Here is a 23,646-nt window from a genome sequence, read left to right as displayed (position 1 = left end):
ACTTTAAATTATGAAATGATGAAAAAGATATTGATATATATCACTGTAGGATTACTGGCAACTGTTTCCAGTTCTTGTAGCGATTATTTGGATAAAGAAGTAGATTTGACCTTGTCTGAGGAGCAGATATTTAGCAAGTACGAAAATACACGTGGCTTTTTAGCGAATGTCTATACATACCTTCCTGATGCTTTTGCCGGATATAGCGATGGACAGTTTCTTGCTGCTTCACGTGACTGTATGACTGATAATTCACTCTCATTCTGGAACGTACATTATTATCACAGTGTGCTGACAGATGCTTATTCAGCTACGAACCATCCCTTTGCGGAACGATTTTGGCCCAACGATTTGAAGGGGATTAGAGCCGCCAACCAATTTATGAAAAACGCCAGAGAAAGTGTTATTGGTAATGCTGAAAAAACAGGTGATGATAATCATTTGTATGACCGTAATCTGGCTGAAGCCAGATTACTCAGGGCTATCTTTCACTTCGATCTTGCCGGCTGGTTTGGCGATATACCGGTTATTGGTAATGATGAAAACGGTGTTCCTATCGTTTTTGAAGCAGGGAATGCTTCTGCCATGAATATGTCGCGCACTGCTTGTAGTGAAGCTCTGAAATGGATTGCTGATGAATGTGATGCTGTTAAAGATATACTTCCTTTTCGTTATAGTAATGAGAATGAGAACTGGGGACGTGTAAATGGCGCTGCTGCTTATGCTCTGAAATCAAGAGCTCTTCTTTACAGAGCTTCTGCATTGAACAATCCGGAGGGTAAGACTGACTGGTGGCAGGAGGCCGCACAAGCTGCCAAAGATTTTATTGCGAAGAATAATCAACAGGCGCATCCTTATAAACTGTTTACTACTGAGGATAACGATCCTAATAAAAACTATTATCAGTGCTTTGTGTCTACGCCTCACTTAAACAATGAATACATTCTGAGCCGTTCCGAGTGGAATACTCGCGAAATTGAGCTTTTCTTAGCACCTTGTGGCTTCTCCGGAAATGTGAATTCTACAGGACGTACCAATCCAACACAAAACCTGGTTGATGCGTATGAGATGAAGAATGGTAAGCCTATTGATGATGCAGCTTCCGGTTACGATGAGCAAAATCCTTATGCAAATCGTGATCCGCGTTTGGAGCAAACAATTCTGCATCATGGCTCTATTTGGGGTGATAAAGTACAAGAGGAGGAACGAGCTGTTGATGTATCATATCCTGATGGAAAGGATTATCAAGACTTGCATGGTGGAACAACAACAGGTTATTATACCAAAAAATTCTTGAATAACATGTCTTTCAAGAATCCTACCACGTATGTTCATGCTTGTCCCATTTTCCGTTATGCCGAGATATTGTTGAACGCAGCTGAAGCCATCAATGAATCTGAGGGGCCGACTAATGCATATCAATATGTCAATCAGGTTCGTGGACGCGTGGGAATGCCTGCTTATAGTGGGATGACGAAAGAACAGCTTCGCGAACGCATTCGTAACGAACGTCGCATTGAACTTTGTTTCGAAGATCATCGCTTCTTTGATGAACGTCGCTGGAAATTGTTTGAAGGGAAAACTGCTGCCAGTGAGAAATCTCTACCTCGTTATCAGCAGGTCTACAACATTTATAGTGTAGCCGTTACTCCCGGGGCATCTTCTGTCTATTCTTATGAAGCGGACGGAACACATCCTTCCAGAGCGTTTAATAGTCCGAAGAATTATCGTTTTCCTATACCGGATTCAGAAGTTAAGAAAGCACCTTTGTTGAAGCAAAATCCAGGGTGGGAGTTAACTACTTCTGCAGCTGAATGATAATTTAAATCTAATATATTATTAACTGAATAAATAGATATGAGGTATTTTAACCTATATTTCTTCTCCATGTTCTGCACGCTAATTTTAGCGTGCAGTAACAATGATGACCCTCCTTTATCAGAAAAACCATCCTTGGAGAATCCTGTAGTTACGAACTTAACTGTTTCTTCTGCCTATTTAAGCGCAGTCGTTTCTGGCTCACAAACAGATGTCATTAAACGTGGTTTTTGTTATAGCATAACCAAATTAACACCTACAACTGCTGATAATGTAAAGGAAGCTGTGGGTGATAAACTTGAGCTGACCTTATCGGCCTTGCAATCTGCTACAACCTATTATGTACGTGCTTATCTTCTGACTTCTGAAGGAACTATTTACTCTGCTGTAACTAGTTTTAAAACATTAGCAGAATATGAAGATCCTTTACTGGCTCAGTATCAACCACCTGTTTATTCAGATAATTATACCTCGATAGCTGCCTGGAGTCAGCGGGATCAGTGGAACTTGGCTAATGTACATGATCCAACTGTTTTTAAAGCTGATGACGGATATTATTACATGTATCAAACTGATGCTTCATATGGTAATGCGCATTCCGGCTATGGCCATTTTCATGGACGTAGATCTAAAGATTTGGTTAATTGGGAATATTTGGGAGCAACAATGCCAGAGAATCCTCCTAGTTGGGCCAAGGATAAATTAAATGAATATCGTTCGGAGATGGGGTTACCTCTTATTGATAATCCGCGTTATGGATATTGGGCTCCCGTGGCCAGAAAGGTAAGAACCGGATTGTATAGAATGTATTATTGTTTAGTGCCGGGACATTATATAAAAACGGGTAAGTATGACGATGCAACTAACTTTGATAATTCATGGACCGAACGTGCACTCATCGGTGTGATGGAGTGTTCGGATCCGGCTAGTAACCAATGGGTTGATAAAGGCTATGTAATTTGTTCTGCTTCCAATAAAGGTATAAATGAATGGACGCGCTCGAGTACAAATGATTGGGAAGCCTATTTTATGTGGAATGCGATAGATCCTTCGTATGTCATTACTCCGGAAGGAGAGCATTGGCTTGTTTATGGTTCCTGGCACAGTGGGTTTACTGCTGTTCAGCTTAATGCGGAAACTGGTAAACCATTGAATGAATTGGGTAAACCTTGGAGTATTAATGGAGATCATAGTTCTTACGGCGACTTGATAGCTCGTAGGGGATATGGAAGGTGGCAGGCTTCTGAAGCTCCCGAAATTATTTATAATTCTAAAACAGGTTACTATTATTTGTTTATGGCATATGATGAATTGTCCGTAGCATATAATACGCGTGTGGCTCGCTCAAAGAATATAAAAGGTCCTTATGTTGATATGGTTGGCAAGAATATAACAGAAAATGGGGGAGGAGATGCTTATCCTGTTGTGACGCATCCGTATAAATTTAATAATAGTTATGGTTGGGTGGGAATTTCTCATTGTGCTATTTTTAATGACGGACAAGATAATTGGTTTTATGCTTCACAAGGGCGCTTGCCTGCTAACATTACCGGAATTAATGCTAGTAATGCTGTTATGATGGGTAATGTACGTAGTATCAGATGGACGGATGAAGGTTGGCCTTTGGTGATGCCTGAACGCTATGGAGCGGTTCCATCTGTTGCTATTAAGGAGGAAGAATTAGTCGGTGAGTGGGAACATATAAATATGGGATATAATTATCAGAAGCAATTTACGTCTGTTTCATTGAAACTTAATTCCAGTCATATTTCCGAAGGTGCCTTAACTGGTTCCTGGAACTTTGATGCTACCAAGCAAACTGTGACGGTTGGGGGTGTGAAATTGTATTTACAACGAGAGGTTGACTGGGAAATTTCCCCACGTAAGTTGACCATCGTTTATGCTGCATATAGTTCCGATGGGAAAACTACTTATTGGGGAAAGAAGATTGTGAATTAAAGGAATCAAGTTATTGCTAGATAAAGGAACAATTTTATTTAGTCGTCCCTTAAAAAGTCATTTATATGCTGATTATCAGTAATATAATATCATAATTCCTTTTATAAATCTGCAAGTTTTTGTATCTTTAGAGAGATAAACTTGCAGATTTATATGATAAATACAACTCCATCCTCCCCATCTCTGTTCTCATCTTTGGATGATTTACTGAACTGTCAGCACCCTTTGCATAAACTTTCGCACAAGATTAACTGGTCATTGTTTGAAGAAACATTCATTTCTCTTTACTGCCCGGATAATGGTCGTCCGGCTAAACCAATCCGTCTGATGTGCGGGTTACTGATTCTCAAACATCTGCGCAATCTCTCTGATGAGTCTGTGGTCGAACAATGGAGTGAGAATGCTTACTTTCAATATTTCTGTGGTATGCATGAATTTGTGCCTTCTTTTCCCTGTAATTCATCCGAACTAGTCCATTTTCGCAAACGGATAGGTGAAAAAGGGATAGAGCTTATTCTCTCTGAAAGCATCCGGGTGAATGATGATAAGAGCGATGATGAGCATCATGATACTGCCTTTATCGACTCTACGGTACAAGAAAAGAATATAACTTATCCCACAGATGCAAAACTGCACAAAAAGATAGTTGGCAAGGTGCTTAAAATTGTAAAAGAGTTGAATCTACCCACACGTCAGTCATACACGTTTGTTTTGAAAAGGATTTATCGGGATCAACGTTTTCGTAATCATCCCAAGAATCGGACGAAAGCCCTAAAAGCCGATAAGCGTTTACGCACAATTGCCGGGCGTTTGGTCAGAGAACTCAAACGTAATTTAGGGGATAATAACCGATATGATGAATTGCTATCCATCTTTGAAAAGATACTTTTACAACATCGTAATTCTTCCCATAAGATTTATTCCATCCATGAACCTGATGTTCAATGTATCAGTAAAGGTAAAGAACACAAAAAGTACGAATTTGGTAACAAAGTCTCTATTATACGCTCTGCCACAGGTGTCATTCTTGGCGCCGGCTCTTTCCGAAATGAATACGATGGGCATACCATTGAGAAGAGCTTGGAACAGGTGCATCGGCTGAGTGGAAAAAGTATCAGGCGATTAGCAGGAGATAGAGGATATCGTGGCAGGAAAGAGATAAACGGGACACAAATACTCATTCCTGATGCACCAAAAGCCAAAGACACCTACTATCAACGCAAGAAGAAGCACAAGCTATTTTGCAAACGAGCAGGAATAGAACCAACCATAGGACATCTCAAGAGTGATTATCGCTTAGGGCGAAACTTTTATAAAGGAGTATTAGGGGATGCTATCAACCTCATGTTAGCCGCAGCAGCATATAACTTCAAAAGAGCCATGAAGGTTCTTTGGCTACTCCTAAAAAAGATCAGCGAAACACTGCCCATAAGAAATGTTTCGCTGAAATATACTTTTTAAGGGACGACTATTTAGTGAGAGTATATAAAAAGGGCTGCAACCTGAAGTTACAGCCCTTTTTATATACTCAATTTTGTCCAATCGCTTTCTACAAAGGAATTTTATCTATTCGCTTTTGATGACGTCCTCCTTCAAATTCGGTGTGAAAGAACTCAGTCATTATTTTAGCAGCCTCTTCTTCAGATACAAATCGTCCGGGCATAACCAATACATTTGCGTTGTTGTGTTTGCGGGCGAGAGACGAAATCTCAGGAATCCAGCAAAGTGCTGCCCGAATTCCCTGATGCTTGTTTAAAGTCATGTTGATGCCGTTGCCACTTCCGCAAATAGCAATACCCGGATAACATTCTCCTGCCTCTACAGATGAAGCAAGAGCATGTGCGTAATCAGGATAATCACAACTCTCTGCAGTGTATGTGCCAAAGTCTTTGTATGGCCATCCTTGTTCTTCCAGCCATTTCTTTACGAATTGTTTCAGTTCGTAGCCTGCGTGATCGGAACAGATTCCTATTGTTTTCATTCTAAAATATAAAGAAGCGGTTTGTACTATTTATGTTTTGCTGACTCATAACTTTAGGTGATTTTACTGATGGCAAATCACCTAAAGCATGAATCATACTTTTAAGCTAATAATGCTTTTACTTGGTTGTAAACGTTTTCAGCAGTGAAGCCAAGTTTCTCATCCAACACTTCGTAAGGAGCTGAGAAACCAAATGATTCCAGACCAAAAACTTTCCCATTTGCTCCTACTAATCCTTGCAGATTAACAGGCAAACCTGCGGTTAATCCGAAGACCTTTGCATTGGCTGGTATAACAGACTCCTGGTACTCTTTATCCTGAGCACGGAATAAACCTTCTGAAGGAGCCGATACAATGCTTAATTTGATTCCGTCTTTACGAAGTAATTCAGCACCTGCAACTAAAGTTGAAACCTCTGAACCGGAAGCTACTAATATAACATCGGGGTTAGAATCAGAACCGGCAATTACATATGCGCCTTTTGCAGTTTGTGCATAATCTGTTCCAGCCGGAAGATTGGCAATGTTTTGTCTTGAAAGAATAAGAGCTGTTGGAGTGCTCGTATTTTCCATTGCTAATTTCCATGCCTGAGTGGTTTCTTCTGCATCAGCCGGACGTAAAACTAACATGGAGTTGTGTCCTTTGTGATTCTTAAGTTTCTCCATTAAACGGATTTGTGCCTCTTGTTCAACAGGTTCGTGAGTAGGACCATCTTCACCTACACGGAACGCATCATGTGTCCAAATGAATTTAACCGGTTGCTCCATTAGTGCGGCCATACGTACTGCCGGTTTCATGTAGTCTGAGAATACAAAGAAAGTGGCACATGCAGGAATCACACCGCCATGAAGCGACATACCGATTGAAATACATGCCATGGTTAATTCAGATACACCCGCTTGTAAAAACGCACCACTGAAATCATCCTTAGTAAATGCATGAGTTTTTTTGAGGAAGCCATCAGTTTTGTCTGAATTAGAAAGGTCAGCAGAGGCAACAATCATGTTCTCAACTTGTGTAGCAAGAGCTGCTAAAACAGTTGCAGAAGCAGCACGAGTTGCCGAACCAGCTTTCTGTGTAATACCATTCCAATCTACACTAGGAGTATTGCCTTGGAAGAATGTTTCCATTTTCAATGCCAGTTCCGGATTGACTTTTGCCCAATTAGCTTTTGCTGTGTATTTTTCAGCTACAATAGATTCTAATTCTTTTGCGCGTTTTGCATATAACTCGGCAACTTCAGGGAATATCACAAATGGGTTCTCAGGATTTCCGCCCAAGTTGATAATTGTATTTTTATATGCGTCACCGCCCAGAGGAGCTCCATGAGTGGCACAGTTACTTTCAAAGCTTGAATTGTCTGCCTTGCGAGCACCCTTACCCATGATGGTTTTACCGATGATAAGTGTAGGTTGTTTTTCAGTTGCTTTGGCCTCTTTCAAAGCAGCGCGTATTGCATCGGGATCATTACCGTTGATTGTGATAACTTTCCAATTCCACGCTTCATACTTCTTGGCAACATCCTCGCTGGTAACAGCATCCGTTTCGGTAGACAGCTGAATATCGTTTGAATCGTAGAACATAACTAAATTGTCGAGTCCTAAGTGTCCTGCAATACGTCCTGAACCTTGCGATATTTCTTCTTGAACACCACCGTCTGATATATAAGCGTAAATGGTTTGGTTCATAACTTCACCAAAACGAGCTTTTAAGAATTTAGCAGCAATGGCAGCTCCTACTGCAAAAGTATGTCCTTGACCTAATGGTCCTGATGTGTTCTCAACACCACGCATTACATCTACTTCCGGATGGCCGGGAGTAGGACTTCCCCATTGACGAAATTGAGAAAGTTCATTCATGTTGTATTTACCGGTCAATGCTAACACAGAATATAACATTGGAGACATGTGACCTGGGTCAAGAAAGAAGCGGTCACGACCTTCCCATTTAGGGTTTTTGGGATCGAATACAAGAAACTCTGAGAAGAGTACGTTTACAAAATCAGCTCCTCCCATAGCACCACCCGGGTGACCTGAGTTTGCTTTCTCAACCATTGATGCAGCCAAGATACGAATATTATCAGCCGCGCGATTCATTAGCTTATTATCATTCATAATATATAATCATTAAGTTTGTCTGCAAAGATACTAATTTATTGTAAGTTATCTTTCTGAAAAAACTATTTATTTTAGTGTCAGTGTAACAATTGATTTGGCAGGCAACTTAACCTTTAATAGGCTTTTTGTCATTTTTGCATCTTTAAAATCTTGCGGTTTTATAACATTTGGATTTTCAAATGAGTTATAGTCTGTAAGATTATTTGATGTGAGTATCTGCCCTGAGATATTGTTTACCTTAACCCCTGGTAATTCAATGCTTACCTCTTGATATTCATCTGCATCAACATTAGATAGTGAGATGTGTATGATACCGTTTTTGTCTTTTGAGGCAGTAGCGCTGATAAAAGGAACGGTTCTGTTGTCTCGAACATTGATTTTGTCGGAAATGAGATTCAGCGGAAGATAAGTTGCACCTTGATGTACTTTATACATGTTGAAAACATGGTAAGTCGGAGTGAGTATCATTTCTTTGCCTTTGGTCAAAATCATAGATTGTAGGACGTTTACTATTTGCGCTATATTAGCCATTTTTATACGATCCGTATATTTATGAAAAATATCAAGGGTTAACGAAGCGACAAATGCATCTCGCAATGTGTTTTGCTGATATAAATGCCCACGCGTTGTTCCAGGTTCTTCATCCCACCAAGTTCCCCATTCATCAACTAGTAAGCCGATATGTTTTTTAGGGTCATATTGATCCATGATAGCAATGTGCTTCTTTACTACATCCTCAATTTCCAAGCACTTACCCATTGTCCAATAGTAATCATCCTTGTTAAACTTGGTTGCTGCTCCTTTGCTTCCGCTCCATCCGGTAACAGTGTAATAGTGTAAAGAGAGACCGTTCATGCGGTGACCTACGTTTTTCATTAACACTTCTGTCCAGTTGTAATCGTAATCGCTGGCCCCACTAGCTATTTTATAGAGGCTATTGCCATCATAATTGCGACAGTAGGTAGAATAACGACGGTACAAATCAGCATAGTATTCAGGACGCATGCTTCCTCCGCATCCCCAACTTTCATTACCTACACCAAGGAATTTCACTTTCCATGCTTTGTCACGACCGTTCTTTCTTCTTAAATTAGCCATGGGAGAGTCGCCATCTGAAGTCATGTATTCAACCCATTTCGCTAATTCCTCAACGCTACCACTACCTACATTTCCACTTATGTATGGTTCACAATTTAGCATTTCACATAGGTTCAGGAATTCATGCGTGCCAAAACTATTATCTTCAATAGTGCCTCCCCAATTATTGTTGACCATTTTAGGACGATTTTCTTTGGGGCCAATGCCGTCCATCCAGTGATATTCATCGGCAAAACACCCACCCGGCCATCTTAAAACCGGAACTTGAAGATCTTTTAAGGCATTCAACACATCAGTGCGATAACCTTTCGTGTTAGGAATATCAGAGTTTTCACCGACCCATAGTCCTCCATAGATGCATGATCCCAGATGTTCTGCAAATTGCCCATAGATTTCTTTTGGAATAATTTCTTTTCCTTGATCTGCATAAATCTTAATACTAGCACTTTTTTGTGCAGAGAGTGACATAGAAGCCACAAGTAAAGCACTTGTTAGGATTTGTTTCTTCATGGTTTCTTTTATTATAAAGTTAAGTAATATTGTTTATTCATTGCTATAGATTACGCAACCACCCAGATTCTCTAGTTCTATTTTCAATAAACCTTTTTTGTCTATTTTGGCAGTTTTGAATCCAACACTTCTATCTTTATGGTCAAACAGAACCGTGACTTCTTTTCCTGTAAGCCAAGGTAAAGAAAGTGTGTAGCTCTGTAAACTGTTGCTTGCATTAGTTGCTCCTATATACCATTTACTTCCAAATCGGCGGGCCATAACGCAATATTTCCCAGGATAGCCATCAATGAACCTGGTTTCATCCCAAGTGGTAGGTATCTTTTTCATGAAGTTAATCACGTATTCAGGCTGTTCTTGTATATTGTTAGGTGTAATGCCGAAATGTTGTACAGGAGATTGATATAGAATGGATGTTGCTAACTGAAAAGCATCGGTTGTTTTTCTTATAGTACCTTTATCTGCTTGTTTTGAGAAACGCTTATTAAAGAATACGGGTCCGAAGTCCATTGCTGAAACTGCATTCCGTGTAAAAGGTAACATAGTGCTTGTATAGGCTTCTTTGTTGGCAAAATCTTGGCTAAATACTAAATTTTCCGAAACCAAAGCAGCTTCACTTCCCATGTGATTAGGGTACATGCGTTCCCACCCGCGAGGAAGTGTGGTTCCATGGAACACAACAAATATTCCATATTGATTGGCATCAGTCAGTATATCTTCGTACAACTTCATTGTGGTTTGTTTGTCACCACCAAAGAAGTCAACTTTGATGCCCTTAACCCCCAATGATTTCATCCATGCCATTTCTTTCTGTCGGGCTGGAGCCGTATCCATTCTTTGCTTGGGACCTTGAGGAGCATCGTTCCATGCGCCATTTGAATTATACCATAGTATTACATCTACCCCTTTTGATTGTGCATAGGCAATTAATGAAGGCATATTTTCATATCCAATTTGTTTATCCCACAGCGCATCAATTAATATATATTCATATCCCATCTCAGCAGCCAAATCAATAAAAATCTGCTGATCTTTGTAATTGCAACTCTCATCTTGCCATAAGATCCAGCTCCATGTGCTGCGTCCTGGTTTGTAGGGTTGAGAAGCAGTATATACAGGTTTCATCCCGTTATATGCAGATGTCGTTTCAACAATTGGTTTCAAAGTCTCACCAACAGTAATTGTTTTCCATGAGGTGATTAGTGGTAAGTTTGATGTCACGGTATTATCACCCATGCCTCCATTTTCTTCTTTTTCAGGGAAAGCAATAGTGTATAAACCTTCTTGATTGCCTTCACTAAGGCGGGTACCGGCATATCTGCTAGTTACTCCTGTTTCAGAAAGTAACACCCAGCCATCATTACCTAAATGGAATAAAGTAGGAAATGTGTATCCTAATCTATATTTTGATGGAGTACCAATGGGCTCTTCATTAGTGTACTCTTCTTCATAACTAGGCTTTGTTTTCATCCAGCCTTCTCCGGAAGGAGCTTGCGGAGTGATGAAAGTGGTAGTGTGTGCCGGGAAGTTGAATCCGGTCAATTCTCTTTTTATGGTGCAATGTGTCTGTTTAGGAGATGCAAGACGATATGCCAATGCTATATCATTATTACTTACCCTAAATAAAACTTGCAGTGTGTCTTTGTTTTTGTTTAGATATGAAACAGTCAATTCATTCGCTAAATAATGTATACGACTAGTTTTCCCATTAGGTAAATAATAATTTTCTTCTATTTGCTTTTTACTCTCTGATAGAAATGTTAATCCAGTTGAGAAATCACCAATAGTACTTTCCAGACCTAATGGAGACTCTTCAAGCATCGTTTTGTTCTTGTATGTTACAACGTAAGTTGTTTTTTCGCTCTCAGATTTTAAAATAACTTTCAGAAGACCATCGGGACTCTGGATGTCCTGTCCGTAAAGAAAGATAGGGGAGAGGCTAAGTGATAGTAATACTCTTTTGATTTTCATGGATATGTGTGTAACGGTTAACGCAATCTAATAATTAGGTAAACAAAGATGATATGCCATACTCCATCCTTGTTTACCTATAATTATTATTTATGAAAACAGCTCTTTTTCAGTGAATGAGCCAAGTTTAATGTATTTGTCATAAACATCTTGATACGCAGCAGCATTAGCTTCGTTGGGTTTGTATTCAAATGCAAACCCAGATGACATAGCATGTTGTGCCTCTTCAATTTGGGTATAAAGACCGGCTGCGGTGGCGGCAAACATGGCAGCTCCCAATGCACAAGCCTGATCTGTTTTGCAGACTTTGATTGGCATGTTAAGCACATCACTTAATGTTTGCATCACAAAAGATGATTTTAATGCAATTCCTCCAATACCAATTACATTGTCTATTTGTACGCCCTCATTCCTAAAACGATCAACAATTGCTTTAGAACCAAAAGCTGTTGCTTCAACCAAGGCACGGAAAATACGAGGTGCAGAACTTCCTAAAGTGAGTCCTGTGATAGTTCCTTTGAGCATTTGGTTAGCATCTGGAGTACGTCGTCCATTCATCCAATCAGTAGCAATGATTGTACTTTCACTTACTGGTACTTTTTCTGCCTCTTTCGTGAGAGCAGGTATTATTTGAGATGAAATTTCGTCGATCAACTTAGCCTTTGTTGTTTCATCGATCAGCGAGCTTTCAACTAAAATATTTTTAAGAGGGAATTCCAATACTTTTTTAAACCAAGCGTAGATATCTCCGAAGCCCGACTGACCAGCTTCCAGACCAACCATACCCGGAATAACTGAGCCGTCAACCTGTCCACAAATACCTTTGATCAGCTTATCACCCATTTCTTCGTAAGAAGCTACCATGATGTCACAAGTTGATGTTCCAATTACACGCACAAATGTGTGTGGAGTGATACCTGCGCCTACAGCGCCCATGTGGCAGTCGAAGGCTCCACCGGCAACTACAACTTGGGTTGTTAAGCCCAAACGTTCAGCCCATTCCTGGCTTAAGTTACCTACTGGTTTATCGGCTGTTTCTGTTTTGTCAAACAAGCGTTCTCTGAATCCTCCTAAGAGTGGATCTAGTGTGGTCAAGAAATCTTCGGCAGGTAAGCCTCCCCATTTTTCGTGCCACATCGCCTTATGTCCACAAGCACAACGGCTACGAACAATATCGCTGCTTTTGTTAACACCAGTAATTAAGGCTGGTAACCATTCGCAATATTCTACAATAGAATATGCTTTGGCACGAACCTGTTCGTCTTGACGCAATACATGAAGAGCTTTTGCCCAAAACCATTCAGAGGAATAAATTCCTCCTTCGTATGCAGTATAGTCAATGTCCCATTTTTTAGAAAGTTCATTGATTTCGGCAGCCTCTTTAATAGCCGTGTGATCTTTCCACAAAACAAACATGGCGTTAGGGTTTTCTGCAAATTCAGGAAGAAGAGCCAATGGCGTACCCGTTGCGTCCGTGAAAGCAGGTGTGCTTCCTGTTGTATCAAAAGCGATACCGACTACCTTTTCAGCAGTACCGGTAGGACAAGCTGCAAGAGCTTCTTTCACAGTTCCTTCCAATACATCAATGTAATCTTGTGGATGTTGACGATATTGGTTGATGGCAGGGTTGCAGTACAACCCTTTTTGCCACCTAGGATAATATTTCACCGATGTTGCAAGCGTTTCGCCAGTCATTGCATTAACTACAATTGCTCTGGCCGAATCACTTCCATAATCAAGTCCGATAACAAATTTATCCGTGCTCATATTAACAAAGTGCTTTGTTTAACATATAATACACTTCATTCATTCTGAGTTCTTTCTTGAATTCACTCAGTGTAGTGGCATTATCGATTACTACCATTTCGATTCCTGCAATTTCTGCATAATCTTCTAAGTATTCAACCGTTAAATCGTATGAAAAACTTGTATGGTGAGTACCACCTGCTAAAATCCAAGCAGCAGCACCTACTTCTAAGTTAGGCTCCGGAATCCATAATGAAGAGGCTACCGGAAGTTTAGGTAATTCTTTGCTCTTGATGCAATTAACCTTATTTACTATAAGACGGAAACGATTACCCATATCAATAATTGTTGCAGCAACACCTGCTCCTTCTTTTGATGTAAATACTAAACGAGCCGGATCGTTTTTACCACCGATTCCAAGAGGGTGAACCTCGAGTTTGGGCTTATGTTCTGCGATAAGTGGACAAACCTCAAGCATGTGTGCTTGAAGAATAGTACTGTTTTCGCCATCGAAATTTAAAGTGTAATCTTCTAGGAAAGAACATCCTTTAGGCAATCCTTGTCCCATGAACCACATGGTGCGGTATAAAGCAGCTGTTTTCCAGTCTCCTTCTGCACCAAAGCCATAACCTTCGGCCATCAGACGTTGACATGCCAATCCTGGAAGCTGGTCAATTCCTGCTAAGTCGTCAAAGTTAGTAGTGAACGCTTTAGCACCCTTTGCCGCAAGAAAACGACGAAGGGCTATTTCTGCTTTAGCTGCTTCCTTTACTTGGTGATTAAAGTGTTCATTTTTCTTTTGTTCATCAGCTATCACGTATTCTTTTTCGTAAGTTGCAACGAGTTCTGCAACCTCTGCATCAGTTACTTCATTTAATAGAGCAACCAAGTTGGCAATAGGATAGTAGTCAACGTGGTAGCCTAAACGCATTTCAGCTTCAACTTTGTCTCCATCAGTTACAGCTACATTATTCATTTGGTCTCCAAAGCGTATAATACGCATGTCTTGTGCATCAGCCCATCCGGCAGAAACACGCATCCATACTGCAATTTTTGCTTGTGCTTTTTCATCTTGCCAATGTCCAACAACTACTTTGCGATTTTTACGCATACGAGTAACAATGTGTCCGAATTCGCGGTCACCATGCGCTGACTGGTTTAAGTTCATAAAGTCCATATCCATTGTTTCCCATGGAATTTCCTTGTTGAATTGAGTGTGGAAGTGTAGCAAAGGTTTTTTAAGCTCTTGTAAACCGTGTATCCACATCTTTGCAGGTGAGAAAGTATGCATCCAAGTCATTACACCGATACATTTTTCATCATTATTTGCAGCCTTGAACGCGGCAGTAACCTCTTTAGCAGAGTTTACAGTTCCTTTATATACGATTTTAACAGGAAGATTGCCCGATTCATTGAGCCCTTTTACTATTTCATTTGAATGTGCATCAACTGCGATAACTGCGTCACCTCCGTACAAAAGCTGTGCTCCTGTTACGAACCATACTTCATAATTTTCGAATGCCATAATTGTATTGTTATTAAGTGATTATTTATTTAATTATTTCTGTCCATAATAAGCATTAGGACCATGTTTCCTATTGAAATGTTTCTCAATAAGTAATGGATTCATCGTCAACTGGGGATTAACTGCAAATGATATACTTGCCATCTTGGCTACCTGTTCCATAACCACTGCGTTGTGAACAGCGTCATCTGCATTCTTTCCCCAAGAGAAAGGACCATGATTTTTGACCAGTACTCCCGGAGTATGTACCGGATTTATACCTTCAAATCGTTTAACGATTACATTACCTGTTTCCAATTCATAGGCACCTTTAACTTCTGCTTCAGTCATATCAGCCGTACATGGTATTGCGTCATGAAAATAATCTGCATGAGTAGTACCTATATTAAGTAAGTCAATTCCTGCCTGCGCCCATGCCGTTGCGTATGTTGAGTGAGTGTGAACCACACCTCCTATTTCAGGAAAAGCTTTGTATAATACTAAGTGTGTAGCAGTATCTGAAGAAGGTTTCAATTTACCTTCAACAATATTTCCTTCCAAATCTACAACGACCATATCTTCTGCCTTCATCTCTTCATAAGAAACGCCACTTGGTTTAATAACCACCAGATTGGTTTCTCGGTCTATAGCTGACACATTTCCCCACGTGAATATAACCAAACCGTGCTTAACTAAATCGAGATTGGCACGGAACACTTTTTCTTTCAGAGTTTCTAACATAACCTTTTTATATTTTAAATTTAGGATCTTTTCGATAAGCTTTGCTATTAAATTTATATAAGTACGCTCCTCGTCTGGATCCTGATTTATCTATTTCGTCTGTTTTCTCTATAAAGTCCATTTCAGCAATACGTTTTCTGAAATTTCGTTTATCAAGTGATTCTCCATATATTGCTTCGTAAAGAGACTGTAGTTGACTTAAAGTGAATAGTTTGGATAATAAATTAAATCCAATAGGTTCAGTTGAAGCTTTACGTTGCAAAATATCCAAAGCAATTTCTACCATCTTAGTGTGATCGAAAACCAATGGTGGCAGATCTTTAAATTTTATCCAATGAGCATTGTGCTTTTTGGCTAGCTCCGGATCGTAATGATCAATGTTCATTAGTGCATAATAAGCAGCTGATAGAACCCGTTCACCAGGATCGCGCTCAATTTCACCGAAGAAACCTACTTGATCCATATATACTTTTTCGAGGCCGGTTAACTCATAAAGAACACGTTTAGCCGCTTGGTCCAAACTTTCATCTTTTTGTAAAAAGCCCCCCATTAGTGACCATTCTCCTTTTGCCGGCTCGAAATTTCTTTTTAGCAGCAGCAGATGCAGTTCACTTTGGTAGAAACCGAAAATGATGCAGTCTACTGCTACGTAAAACTTATCTTTACTAGAATAAAATGAACTCATCTTAATTACCAGAACATCACATACAAGATTGTGTAAATTGCACAAATTCCGATTGCGCCAATTGCAAACCCTTTGTTGGTTTTGAATAATTCTAAGTTTATAACTAATGATTTCGGATCCTTAACTACGTCTTTAGAATTCGAGTATAAGAACAATGAGATAGATGATATTAATGCTCCGAAGAAGAATAATGCTTCAAAACCAATATTCTCCAGATAGAGAACTGTTGCATTGCTACTTCCGCTTACATACATGATTTTTTGTATCGCTGCTGAAACAAGGCAAGTCAATGCAATGACAAACGTAAATCTAGCCCATTTCAACATTTTCTTTCTGTCTTCTTCAACGGGTAATTCGACATTCACCTTCTTGTTGTCCATGTACGTCAAAGCAACGAAAATCAAGAATAGTACGATAAATATGTATCCCATACGGAATTGAAATGGCATATCTGGAAATGCTACCTTGAAGAGAATCCCCATTGGGATGGTAAGGATTGAAGTCCAAACCGCAGCATTTGAGGAAGCTCTTTTCCAAAGTAATCCAAGACCGAATACTACAATTATACCCGGATAGATAAATCCTGAATACTCCTGTATATACTGAAATGCTTGATCCAAACCACCTAGTAATGGCTGTACGGCAACAGCAGCAATTACTAAAGAAGCTAACGCTGTTATACGTCCGATTTTTACTAATTGGTGTTCAGAAGCTTTTTTATTGATGTGTTGCTTGTAGATGTCCATTGTAAAAATGGTAGAGGTTGAGTTGAACATGGAAGCAAGCGATGAAATAATTGCTGCTGCCAATGCTGCAAATGATAACCCTTTAATTCCAACAGGAGCAAAGTTTCTAATTAACCAAGGATATGCATCATCTGATACATTGATGTTACCGTGAACATTGAAATAACCTTCCTGAATACCTGGGATGTCCTGAGGATAGGTATACATTACGTATGCTGTGATACCTGGAATTACAACGATAAAAGGAATAAGTATTTTCAGGAAACCTGCAAAAATAAGTCCTTTTTTAGCCTCATCAAGACTCTTTGCTGCTAAACCTTTTTGAATGATATATTGGTTGAATCCCCAATAACCTAAGTTAGTTAACCATACACCACCTACTACTGCTGCTATTCCTGGTAGATCTTTAAAGGCATCGGGAGAAAGTGCTCTGTCTACTACTAAATTAAAGTGAGTATCTTCCGGAAGCGATTTCAATTTATCGAAGATAATCACAAATCCATCCCATGCGCCACCATTAGCTCCAGATACAGCTTCAAGTGCAAAGTATGCTGTAATTAATCCACCACCAACAAGGAAAACTACCTGAAGCACATCGGTCCAAGCTACTGCAGCCAAACCACCATAAATTGAATATACACCGGCTATTACAAAAAGGAATATGATGATGTACATACGGTACATTGGGTCAATACCCAATATCTGTTCAATGGCAATTGTTCCTAACCAAGCTACTGAAGTGAGGTTCACAAAAACATAAAGTAGTAACCAAAAAATAGAGAATGCCAATCCTACACCACCGTTATATCGTTCTCTGAGGAACTGGGGAATAGTGTATATTTTCTGGGTAATCATAATAGGTAATAAGAATTTGCCCACCACGATTAACGCAAGCGCTGCCATAAGCTCATATGCTGCTACGCACAATCCAATTTTATAACCGGAACCTGACATGCCGATAAATTGTTCGGCAGAGATATTGGCTGCAATAAGCGAAGCTCCTACAGCCCACCAAGTAAGGGTATTACCTGCCAAGAAGTAATCATTTGCATTTTTTTCCTGACCTTTTTTGTTGCGGGAAAGGAAAAGCCCTAAACAAACGAGGAGTACAATATACGCCCCAAATATAACAAAGTCAATTGTTTGAAAACCTGAACTATTCATTAGCTAATGATGTGATTATGTTGGTATTAAAAATTATTTGTTTACTGTAAATTTGAAAATACAGTGACTGCGATAAGTTTTGCCTGGCTCTAAAAGAACGGAGGGCCATTCTGGTTTATTGGGACTGTCGGGGTAGTGCTGAGTCTCCAAGCAGATAGCTGCTCGCTGATTGTATACAATACTTTTTTTGCCTTTCACTGTTCCATCTAAAAAGTTTCCTGAATAAACTTGAATTCCCGGTTCATCTGTATACACCTCAAGTGTTATTCCTGAAACAGGAGATGTTAATCGTGCTGCCACTTGTTTGATATCACCGTTTGTGTTTAACACCCAGTTATGATCATATCCATTTCCGTTTTTAAGCTGGTCGTACTCGTATTTGTCGATATCTTGTCCAACAGTTTTAGCTACAGTAAAATCCATTGGAGTTCCTTTTACATCCAGAATTTCACCTGTTGTCATGAATGTGCTGTCAACAGGAGTGAATTTGTCGGCGTTGACATACAATAAATGATCGGTAATTGGTTTCTGAGCATCACCCGATAGGTTGAAATAAGAGTGGTTTGTCATGTTAATAACCGTTTTCTTATCGGTAGTAGCTTCGTAGCTGATATCTATAGAATTGTCATCTGTTAATGTATAAGTAACTTTGGCAGTTACATTTCCGGGGAAATTTTCGTCGCCATCTGGTGATTGGCGAACCAATTCTAATTTTGTGTCGTCAATCTGTTTAGCCTCGTATACTTGATATTGCCATCCTTTGGGACCGCCGTGCAAACAATGTCCGAAGTTGTTTTGAGGCAATTGAATGGTATCTCCGTCAATAACAATTTTACCATCTTTTATGCGATTTGCATATCGACCGATGGATGCACCAAAATCACTGGGTATATTTACGTAATCGGCAATGCTGTCAAATCCGAGTACTACATCCTTCATATTACCATTTTTATCAGGTGCCATAACAGATACGATACGTCCGCCGAAGTTAGTGATGCAAACTTCCATGCCGTTTTTATTCTTTAGCGTGTAAAGGTTAACGGAATGATCATTCACTTTTGTTTCAAAAGCTTTGGGGTCAAGTCCTGAAAGAGTCGTTTCACTCTTCGGCTGATTACTGCAAGATGAAATCATCAATGCGGCAATTCCCATTAAAATTAAATTCTTTTTCATGTTTTTCGTATTGGTACTTAGTTCGTAAATAAGTTAATGATTTTATTTGGGTGTAAAAGTAACACTTATTGTTAAGATAGAACGTTCCGTTTATATGTTATGCAACATGAAAGTCTCAAAAGTTATTATTATTCATCCATTAAACTACTTGGCAGGACGTTGAAATGCTTAGTAAAGCAACGGGTAAAATATTTAGGGTCATTGAATCCTACTTCATACGCTATTTCGGAGATATTCATATTTTTGGTTTTCTTGTTTTTAAGAATAAGTTCATAAGCAATATTTAATCGATAATTCCTGAGAAATTGTCCCGCTGGTTGTCCAACTAGACTTTGCATTTTTTTGTTGAAAAGACTTTTACTTATTCCCATAGCTTCAACTAAGTCGCTTATCTCATAATACGAATTCTTGTAATTGGCTTTGACAATCTCCATCACTTTGTCGATAAACTTCTTATCGCTTGATTCTTCTTCAATCTGAAGTTCTTCTATCTCCATTTTTGCAGAGAACTGTTGCTGGTATCTTTTCCTGTTTTCCAATATATTTTGAATACGGGTCAAAAGCATTTCTTCGTCAAAGGGCTTAAGTAGATATTCGTCGACTCCAATTTTGTAACTTTGAAGTTTAGCTTCACTAGATGTTTTTGCAGTCAGCATTAAGAATGGTATATGCGAAATATTGAAGTTTTCTTTTACCTTTTTTGAGAACTCAAGGCCGTCCATGACCGGCATCATTAAATCACTGATAATAAAATCAACGTTATATTCGCTTAATTTAGTTAATGCATCCGCTCCATTTTCAGCTTCTATAACATGATAGGTTTCTTCAAGGATAGAACGTATATATGCCCTCATATCATTGTTATCTTCAACAACTAAAATGGTCGATTTAAGCGTTTTACGTTTATCCCTTAAACTTTCGGAACTTTCAGTGACAAGCTGTAGTTGGTTATTGAGAGTTGATACGGCGTTTTCCTGTTGGTTTTCTCTAATTAACGGAATGGTCATTCTGAAAGTACTTCCACCTGCGCGGTTGTTTTTCGCAGATATAGAACCATTGTTGAGTTGAATAATGCGTTTACATAGATACAAGCCAATGCCAGTTCCACTTTGTCCATATACAGGGTATTTAACGTGCGACCTTGACTGATAGAACCGGTTGAATATCTTATCAACGTCTTCATTAGCAATTCCTGTTCCGTTATCTTTTATGGCAATATATAAAACTTCCTCTCCGCTCTTTTGTATAGAAGCTACATATATTATGATGTTTCCGTTATTAGGAGTAAATTTAATAGCATTGGATAGTAAATTGGCAATTACTTTATGCATAGCGTCCTCATCAAAAAGAAAAAGAGGATTATTTAAGTGACACAGCCGGCTGATTGTGATGTTTCTTTCTTTTGCAAAAATTTCAAAAGGAGCAATGATTGAATGAATAAACTCAAGAAAATTACCTTTGCTTCGAACGATTTCCAATTTACCTGATTCTACTTTTCGGAAATCCATTAGCTGATTAACAAGCGAAAGCAGGTATTTTGAATTGCGTTCTACAAAATTAAGCTGCTCAATCACTTGAGGATTGGAACTTAATTTTAATGCGCGTTCAATAGGGCCAATAATCAATGTGATGGGAGTTCGGAATTCATGAGTGATGTTGGTGAAAAACGATAATTTGTCGAGTGTAAGCTCCTGAACCTTCTTAGACATCCGGAGCAATTGTGTTTTTTGCTTGGTGATTTTTTCATTTTGCTGTATCAGCAAATTGTTTTGTCGAGATAACTCGGCCGTCTGTATTTCCAGAACTTCTTTTTGACTCTCAAGTTCCCGGGTGCGTTGTTCTACTTTTCTATGCAGAATCTCTTTTTGACGTTTCAATGTTCTGATTCTCCACAAATAAAATTGATAGACAGCTGTACCAATGAAGAGTACGACCAAAAATATAAACCAAGTTGTTTTGTAAAAATAAGGTTTAATAATTATTGTGAGTTCGCTTACGGGAGCATTCGTCATGCTTTTGTCAGACGAATACATGACCTGTAACGTATAGGTTCCAGGTTGCAGGTTTGTATAACTGGCAAATCGTCTGTCGGCCGATACTTCCACCCAGTCTTCATCAAAACCCAGCAAACGATAACTGTATACGGCCGTAGCTTGCTGGTCAAAGTTAAGCGACGAAAATTCGATGGAAAACGATTTTTCTTTTTCATGAATGCGTATTTCTTTGCAGAGTGAGATGTCCTGATCGAGATAATCACTGCCGGGTATAACCTCTTCGTTTCCTACTTTCAGCTTGGTAAAAATAACATTTGCAAGTGATGATTTACTTTCGGAATGATTCGGACTGATTACACTTAGTCCGTTGAGACTACCAAAGTACAGATCTCCTGTTTTTGATTTACAGTATGCATTCCAATAAAACTGATCACATATCAGTCCATCTTGCGAATTGTAGTTTATGAAATGTTCGTTAGCCGGATTGAAACAAGATAAACCGTTGTTACTGCTTATCCAGAGCCATCCGTAATTATCTTCCAGAATCCCTCTGATGCTGTTGTTGACCAATCCCTCAGAAGTGGTGAATGCTTTAAACTTATACTGCCCTCTGATACTTGTTTTTTGTGCTTTATAAAAGCCATATCCATTGCTTCCTATCCACATTGTACCATCTTTGGCCAGATAGAAACAGGTAATCTTTTCGTTTAAACCTGATGCCGGATCGTCTAACTTATAAGTGATATGTTTGTACTTAAAGAAACCATTTTCGCGTTTGTTGAGGTCAACAATATACAGCCCTTCCAAACAACCAATCCATAATTGATTTTCTTTATCGATAATAGCCCCGATGCATCCGTGAATTTTTTCTCCGGCCTGGTCTTTGAAAGGGGATTTGAAGGTTTCTGACTTTAAATCATAGTAATACAGTCCGTAATTGGAGCCTATCCACATTAAGTTATTACGAGTATCATAACAAAGTGAGCCTATAAAATTGATAGGGAAATTAGGATGTGTATCACTGTTTAGGTATTGAATAACGGGTCTGTTGGTATTGTTGATATCCAATAAATTGATGCCCAATCCCCAGGTACCTACCCACAATCTATTTTGATTATCAGCAGCAATAGCACTTACAGAATTATGACTTAACCGGTAGGAAGATTCGGCTGTATAATGATGAAAACGATTCTCCCCTTTACTTTTTCTATTGAGTCCTCCTTCAACCGTTCCAACCCAAAGAGTACCCTTCTTGTCCTCGTAAATGGCATTGACCGGGTTTCTTGATATACTGTTCAGGTCATCTTTATCGTACACATAATTGCGAAGACTAAGTCTTCTGGGTGTTAACTTATTCAATCCACCTGTTTCCGTGCCAAACCATACAATGTTTTTGTCAACAAACACACAGTTTACAAAATTACTGTTCATCCGAGTTGTGTTATCATTGTTTTCCTGATTGAGATGCTCGAACGTATCAGTGATCGGATTGTATATATTGGCCCCTCTTAGAGTGGTTACAATGAGTTGTTTGTCGGTTGTTACAGCCATGTCCGAAATATAATTCTGAGAAATAGAGTAGGTGTTTGTGCTACTATAAGTATAATGCTTCACCATGTTGCCCGTTTTGTTATATCTGTACAGCCCCTTATCACTTCCTATCCACACCTCATTTTCCTTTAACTTGAAGACAGATATAAATGTACCTTTGTCGAAGATCAGTTTAGGCGAAACCAGTTGCGGAACAATTACGCTGTTATGTGCAGTGAGTTTACAAACTTTATTCTCTAGTCCTACCCAGATACTGCCGTCTTCGTCAACGTCACAAAGAGCTATTGAAGGAATGGGTTGAACATTTAGTTTGAGCTTTGCAATCTCTTTTACAGAGCTGTCTGTCTGGAAAGATATTTTATAAATATAATCGGTGCAACACAGCCAAATAGCGTTTTGACTGTCTTTATAAACCTTTATGCTGGGCTTTTTAAGTATCTCGCTTATCAACCCTTTTTCATCAGTAGGAATAATCAGGTTGCGTGAAGCCAAGTCAAGAACACTTGTTCCCCCTTCAGATACAATCCACAAACGTTTGTGAGCATCTTCACATACATTTTGAATGAAGTTACTCCTTAATTTCCCCTTGGTGTTTGATGTGTTGAAATTGACAAACTCGTATCCATCGTACCGGGCCAGTCCGCCTCCTGCAGTAGATATCCATAGGAATCCCTGACTATCCTTATATATATCGTCTACAAAGTTGTGCGGTAATCCGTTTTGCATGGTGAGGTAGCTGATGTTATATCGCAACAAAGAGTTGCTCTGCGCCGTTACATGGCAGACGCAAGCAAACAAAAACATACCCCAAAGAATGTAGTGCTTCTTCATAGTTTCCTTATATATTACAGAGCAAAGTTATTAGAAACTCTTTCATTATCAAAAGAG

14 protein-coding genes are annotated in these 23,646 nt (G+C 39.2%); 3 read left to right on the top strand and 11 right to left on the bottom strand.

Annotated elements, in window-relative coordinates:
* Positions 1 to 18: 18 nt before the first annotated feature.
* The 3 genes from ACKPCE_RS14260 (at position 19) to ACKPCE_RS14250 (ending at position 5,238) form a co-directional block, all read left to right on the top strand.
* Positions 19 to 1,818 (top strand): RagB/SusD family nutrient uptake outer membrane protein, encoded by a 1,800-nt coding sequence (locus ACKPCE_RS14260; protein WP_319505987.1) that lies wholly within the window; start codon positions 19 to 21, stop codon positions 1,816 to 1,818.
* 39 nt (positions 1,819 to 1,857) lie between these two features.
* Positions 1,858 to 3,777 carry an arabinan endo-1,5-alpha-L-arabinosidase gene (locus ACKPCE_RS14255; RefSeq protein WP_319505673.1) on the top strand — a complete coding sequence of 640 codons (1,920 nt, stop codon included), beginning with the start codon at positions 1,858 to 1,860 and terminating at the stop codon, positions 3,775 to 3,777.
* A 153-nt stretch (positions 3,778 to 3,930) separates the two neighbouring features.
* On the top strand, positions 3,931 to 5,238 hold the full coding sequence (locus ACKPCE_RS14250; RefSeq protein WP_319505672.1) for an IS5 family transposase: 1,308 nt from the start codon (positions 3,931 to 3,933) through the stop codon (positions 5,236 to 5,238).
* 88 nt (positions 5,239 to 5,326) lie between these two features.
* On the opposite strand, the gene rpiB is transcribed toward ACKPCE_RS14250, so the two are convergent.
* From rpiB to ACKPCE_RS14195, 11 genes are all read right to left on the bottom strand, one after another.
* The gene (rpiB, locus tag ACKPCE_RS14245) at positions 5,327 to 5,758 is read right to left on the bottom strand and encodes a ribose 5-phosphate isomerase B (protein WP_024996712.1); all 432 of its coding nucleotides are present in this window, start codon (positions 5,756 to 5,758) and stop codon (positions 5,327 to 5,329) included.
* Between the two features lie 101 nt (positions 5,759 to 5,859).
* Positions 5,860 to 7,872 carry a transketolase family protein gene (locus ACKPCE_RS14240; RefSeq protein WP_319505671.1) on the bottom strand — a complete coding sequence of 671 codons (2,013 nt, stop codon included), beginning with the start codon at positions 7,870 to 7,872 and terminating at the stop codon, positions 5,860 to 5,862.
* A 69-nt stretch (positions 7,873 to 7,941) separates the two neighbouring features.
* Positions 7,942 to 9,483, bottom strand: a complete 1,542-nt coding sequence (locus tag ACKPCE_RS14235; protein WP_027318022.1) for an alpha-N-arabinofuranosidase — start codon at positions 9,481 to 9,483, stop codon at positions 7,942 to 7,944.
* 33 nt (positions 9,484 to 9,516) lie between these two features.
* The gene (locus ACKPCE_RS14230; RefSeq protein ID WP_319505670.1) at positions 9,517 to 11,454 is read right to left on the bottom strand and encodes a glycoside hydrolase family 97 protein; all 1,938 of its coding nucleotides are present in this window, start codon (positions 11,452 to 11,454) and stop codon (positions 9,517 to 9,519) included.
* Between the two features lie 90 nt (positions 11,455 to 11,544).
* Complete coding sequence (locus ACKPCE_RS14225; protein ID WP_319505669.1) at positions 11,545 to 13,221, bottom strand: ribulokinase; 1,677 nt, start codon at positions 13,219 to 13,221, stop codon at positions 11,545 to 11,547.
* A gap of 1 nt (position 13,222) precedes the next feature.
* Complete coding sequence (araA, locus tag ACKPCE_RS14220) at positions 13,223 to 14,728, bottom strand: L-arabinose isomerase (RefSeq protein ID WP_276992494.1); 1,506 nt, start codon at positions 14,726 to 14,728, stop codon at positions 13,223 to 13,225.
* A gap of 30 nt (positions 14,729 to 14,758) precedes the next feature.
* On the bottom strand, positions 14,759 to 15,445 hold the full coding sequence (locus tag ACKPCE_RS14215; RefSeq protein WP_319505668.1) for an L-ribulose-5-phosphate 4-epimerase: 687 nt from the start codon (positions 15,443 to 15,445) through the stop codon (positions 14,759 to 14,761).
* Positions 15,446 to 15,452: 7 nt separating this feature from the next.
* Positions 15,453 to 16,130, bottom strand: a complete 678-nt coding sequence (locus tag ACKPCE_RS14210; RefSeq protein ID WP_276964479.1) for an NUDIX hydrolase — start codon at positions 16,128 to 16,130, stop codon at positions 15,453 to 15,455.
* Positions 16,131 to 16,135: 5 nt separating this feature from the next.
* Positions 16,136 to 18,040, bottom strand: coding sequence for a sodium:solute symporter family transporter (locus ACKPCE_RS14205; RefSeq protein WP_319505667.1), 1,905 nt, complete (start codon positions 18,038 to 18,040; stop codon positions 16,136 to 16,138).
* A gap of 33 nt (positions 18,041 to 18,073) precedes the next feature.
* Positions 18,074 to 19,213, bottom strand: a complete 1,140-nt coding sequence (locus ACKPCE_RS14200) for an aldose epimerase family protein (protein WP_319505666.1) — start codon at positions 19,211 to 19,213, stop codon at positions 18,074 to 18,076.
* Between the two features lie 128 nt (positions 19,214 to 19,341).
* Positions 19,342 to 23,589 carry a two-component regulator propeller domain-containing protein gene (locus tag ACKPCE_RS14195; RefSeq protein ID WP_319505665.1) on the bottom strand — a complete coding sequence of 1,416 codons (4,248 nt, stop codon included), beginning with the start codon at positions 23,587 to 23,589 and terminating at the stop codon, positions 19,342 to 19,344.
* Positions 23,590 to 23,646 lie beyond the last annotated feature (57 nt).

The sequence above is a fragment of the Bacteroides graminisolvens genome (assembly GCF_963666085.1).
GTDB classification, from domain to species: Bacteria; Bacteroidota; Bacteroidia; order Bacteroidales; family Bacteroidaceae; genus Bacteroides; species Bacteroides graminisolvens.
This window is presented reverse-complemented; position numbering and strand designations above follow the sequence as displayed.

Coding starts and splice junctions, on each gene's coding strand:
- ACKPCE_RS14260 (WP_319505987.1), top strand. CDS start 19: ATGAAAAAGATATTGATATATATCACTGTAGGATTACTGGCAACTGTT.
- ACKPCE_RS14255 (WP_319505673.1), top strand. CDS start 1,858: ATGAGGTATTTTAACCTATATTTCTTCTCCATGTTCTGCACGCTAATT.
- ACKPCE_RS14250 (WP_319505672.1), top strand. CDS start 3,931: ATGATAAATACAACTCCATCCTCCCCATCTCTGTTCTCATCTTTGGAT.
- rpiB (WP_024996712.1), bottom strand. CDS start 5,758: ATGAAAACAATAGGAATCTGTTCCGATCACGCAGGCTACGAACTGAAA.
- ACKPCE_RS14240 (WP_319505671.1), bottom strand. CDS start 7,872: ATGAATGATAATAAGCTAATGAATCGCGCGGCTGATAATATTCGTATC.
- ACKPCE_RS14235 (WP_027318022.1), bottom strand. CDS start 9,483: ATGAAGAAACAAATCCTAACAAGTGCTTTACTTGTGGCTTCTATGTCA.
- ACKPCE_RS14230 (WP_319505670.1), bottom strand. CDS start 11,454: ATGAAAATCAAAAGAGTATTACTATCACTTAGCCTCTCCCCTATCTTT.
- ACKPCE_RS14225 (WP_319505669.1), bottom strand. CDS start 13,221: ATGAGCACGGATAAATTTGTTATCGGACTTGATTATGGAAGTGATTCG.
- ACKPCE_RS14215 (WP_319505668.1), bottom strand. CDS start 15,445: ATGTTAGAAACTCTGAAAGAAAAAGTGTTCCGTGCCAATCTCGATTTA.
- ACKPCE_RS14210 (WP_276964479.1), bottom strand. CDS start 16,130: ATGAGTTCATTTTATTCTAGTAAAGATAAGTTTTACGTAGCAGTAGAC.
- ACKPCE_RS14205 (WP_319505667.1), bottom strand. CDS start 18,040: ATGAATAGTTCAGGTTTTCAAACAATTGACTTTGTTATATTTGGGGCG.
- ACKPCE_RS14200 (WP_319505666.1), bottom strand. CDS start 19,213: ATGAAAAAGAATTTAATTTTAATGGGAATTGCCGCATTGATGATTTCA.
- ACKPCE_RS14195 (WP_319505665.1), bottom strand. CDS start 23,589: ATGAAGAAGCACTACATTCTTTGGGGTATGTTTTTGTTTGCTTGCGTC.